Consider the following 3,279-nt stretch of genomic DNA (forward strand, 5'->3'; position numbering starts at 1 on the left):
GGCCATGCGCGAATGATCGGCGAGTTCGTCGATGTATTCATCACCGAGGTGATGGCCAATTCACTGCGAGGCCGCGTGCAAATGGCAAGTGACGAACGCGCCGCCTGACGAACACGGCTTCAATGCAGGAAAGACGGCACTCCCTGTGTCCAGAAATAGACCCATACAAGGCCGAAACCAACGGCATGGAATAGCTTGCCAAGCCCCCGCGCGATCAGCCATATAGCTGCCGCGGCAATCAGCGTCGGAAGCCAGCGACCCAGTGTTTCACGTTGTTCGATGGAAAGATTCATGGTGACCTCCAGCGCACCTGAATCGGTGCGCTGGAAGCATCTCTGATCCGCGTGTCGCGGATCAGTTCCAGGCGTCAGCCCTGGCTGATGACGCCTGTCACCCCGCTTTCACCTTCGCTATCCATTCGTCGATCACGCGCTCAAGCAGTGAAAGCGGCAGGGCGCCATGGGTCAGGATCTCGTCGTGGAAGGCACTCAGCGTGAACTTGTCGCCAAGTTCGGACTTTGCCCTCTCACGCAGTTCCAGGATCTTGAGCATTCCGGCCTTGTAGGCCAGCGCCTGCCCCGGGTTGACGAAGTAGCGTTCGATCTCGGCAGTGACATCACCCTCGCCCATGCCGGTATTGTCGAGCATGTACTGGATGGCCTGCTCTCGCGTCCACCGCTTGTAGTGGATACCACTGTCCACGACGAGACGGACAGCGCGCATCATCTCGTCGCGTAGACGGCCCAGGTTGTCGAGCGAATCATCCTCGAAGCCCATCTCCCAGGCGAGACGCTCCGCATACAGTGCCCAGCCTTCGGAATACGCGGTAAATGGCAGTACCCGACGGAAAAACGGCACACCCTGAAGCTCCTGCGCAATCGTTATCTGGAAATGATGGCCGGGGATGCCTTCATGGTAGGAAAGCGTGCGCATCGCGAACTTGGGAGTCTCACCCGGGTCGCGCATGTTGGCGAAGAACACACCGGGGCGCGAACCGTCGAAGGCACCACCCTGATAGTACGCACCCGGAGCCGACTTCTCGGAAAATTCGGGAATCGGCTTGACCTCGACACCGAGCTTCGGCCGCCTGTTGAAGGTGTCACCGAGATTGTCGTTGATGTCGTCGAGGATGGCCTGATACTCGGCGATCATGGCCGCCTTGCCTTCAGGCGTGTTCGGATACATCTGCTCCGGCTGGCGTGCCAGCTGCTGCACCCGTTCTCCTACCGTGCCTTCGACCAGGCCCTGCTCGATCAGGATGGCGTCCATTTCAGCGCTGATCCTGCCGACTTCGGCCAGTCCGAGTTCGTGAACCTGCTGCGGCGTCATGTCCGTCGTCGTATGGCTACGGACACTCCATGCATAGTACTCATCACCATCCGGCAAGCTCCAGGCACCGAGATTTTCGGTCGCCTTGCCTTGCAGCTCGGTGAAATAGGCGATCAGGTCGCGATAGGCCGGATAGACACTCTGGTCGATCGATGTCTCGGCACGAGCCAGCAAATCGTCCCTGGCGGCCTGATCGACGGTATCCGCTTCAAGCTTGTCCAGCTTTTCCTTGAAGCTCGTGTAGAGCATGTTTTCCGATGCCGGCATGCCGATGAAGCCGTTCATCTGGTCGAGCACCTTGTCGACCGTGAACTTGGGCGGAATCACGCCTTTCTCCTCACGCAATTTCAACCCTTCAAGTACCTGGGAGAAATTCAGCGGGAACTGGTCCAGGCGCTTGATGTAATTTTCGGCATCCGAGGCATTGTTGACCTGATGTGTCTGCGCCATGAAATTGGGCTGGCTCGACTGCGCGCCGAACATCTGATTGACCGGAAAATCGTTGTAGCGGAATCGATCCCCTTCAACCTGGTCGGCAAGGAAGAATTCCAGCGAGTCGTAGGACAATTTGCCTTCGGCATCCAGTGATTCACGATCGTAACGACGCAGCGTATCGAGATCGGCCTTGATTTTCGCAGCCATCTCGTCGCCTTGTGCGATCGATGCATCATCCAGCTTGCCACTGTAGAAATCGGCCCAGGGCGGCAAGATGCGCATGCTGCTCAGCATCTGTGGGCTTTCAAGTGCGAACTGGCCAAACACGCGAGCGTAGAACCAGTCGATCTTGTATGGTTTGAAATACCAGACGTTCACGAACAACAGTGCCACCACCACGACCAGCACCAAGACCAGCCGAAACAACCATTTGAAGAACGTTCTCACGGACCCATCCCCTCAAGGCAAACAGTCGTGCAGATTAACAGCCATACAGCATGGAACTGCATGGCCAGAAGTAACGCCTGGCAGGAACTCACCGGATCGCAACCTCGGCTCGCCGGACAAGACCCCCGCATGTTCGGAGCGAGTTGCTTTTTACACACTTGCTGACAGCGTGCCGAGGCGCGTATGTTGGGCAACAACCCGCACGACAGCGGATGATTCATCTGGATCCCAGCCACCATGAACTACCGCCACGCCTTCCATGCCGGCAATTTCGCCGATGTCTTCAAGCATTCGATCCTGATCGGTCTGATCGAGACACTGAAGGCAAAGCAGACGCCTTTTGCCTTCATGGACACCCATGCCGGACGCGGGCGGTACCAACTGGACGGTACCGAGGCCAAACGCACGGGCGAGGCGGCAGACGGGATCCAGCGCCTGCTGGCTGCATCGAGAGCGCCAACTCTGGTCCATGTCTATGTCAATCTTGTTCGATCACTCAACGCGGGTCACGAAGAGCTGAGCAGCTATCCTGGCTCACCTCTGATCGCCAGCCTGCTGATGCGGGATATCGATCGCGGAATACTTTGCGAACTTCAACCCGAGGAATGTTCGGCGTTGAAATCCCTGTTCCGGGGGGATGCACGATTCGCCGTTCACGAACGCGACGGCTACGCGGCCATGAATGCCCTCCTACCCCCCAAGGAGCGACGCGGTCTGGTTCTGATCGATCCGCCGTTCGAAGCGCAGGACGACGAATACCGCATCATCGAGAAGGCCCTCGCCGACGCCTCCAAACGATGGGCGACCGGCATGTATGCGGTCTGGTACCCGATCAAGCTGCGTCAGCAGGTATTGCCCTTCCATCGATGGCTGTCCAAGAGCGGATTCGGCAAGGTCCTGATTGCCGAATTCCTGCTGCACCCCGACAATTCGGCCTTGCGCCTCAATGGCTGTGGAATGGCGATCATCAACCCGCCATGGAGATTTGATCGCCAGTTGGAAGAGCTTCTGCCGGCACTGCAGGAACTGTTGTCCCAGAGTCGCTTCGGCCAACACAGGGTTGAGTGG

Annotated in this window: 4 protein-coding genes; 2 read left to right on the forward strand and 2 right to left on the reverse strand. The window is 58.0% G+C overall.

What is annotated here, in order from left to right:
- The coding region (locus tag WBP53_RS05310; RefSeq protein ID WP_423926675.1) for a TRAM domain-containing protein at positions 1 to 108 on the forward strand (108 nt) is incomplete at its 5' end.
- An 11-nt stretch (positions 109 to 119) separates the two neighbouring features.
- Here the strand turns inward: WBP53_RS05310 and WBP53_RS05315 are convergent.
- A complete protein-coding gene (locus WBP53_RS05315; protein ID WP_423926669.1) occupies positions 120 to 293 on the reverse strand; it encodes a hypothetical protein in 174 nt (57 codons plus the stop codon).
- 97 nt (positions 294 to 390) lie between these two features.
- On the reverse strand, positions 391 to 2,211 hold the full coding sequence (locus tag WBP53_RS05320) for a DUF885 domain-containing protein (RefSeq protein ID WP_423926671.1): 1,821 nt from the start codon (positions 2,209 to 2,211) through the stop codon (positions 391 to 393).
- 237 nt (positions 2,212 to 2,448) lie between these two features.
- Between WBP53_RS05320 and WBP53_RS05325 the strand changes: the two genes are divergently transcribed.
- A partial coding sequence (locus WBP53_RS05325; protein ID WP_423926673.1) for a 23S rRNA (adenine(2030)-N(6))-methyltransferase RlmJ occupies positions 2,449 to 3,279 on the forward strand: 831 nt, incomplete at its 3' end.

Origin of the sequence: Dokdonella sp., assembly GCF_049593775.1 — a bacterium.
Taxonomy (GTDB): Bacteria; Pseudomonadota; Gammaproteobacteria; order Xanthomonadales; family Rhodanobacteraceae; genus Dokdonella.

Bases quoted from the DNA above. Each gene is read 5' to 3' on its own strand.
- WBP53_RS05315 (WP_423926669.1), bottom strand. From the start codon at position 293: ATGAATCTTTCCATCGAACAACGTGAAACACTGGGTCGCTGGCTTCCG.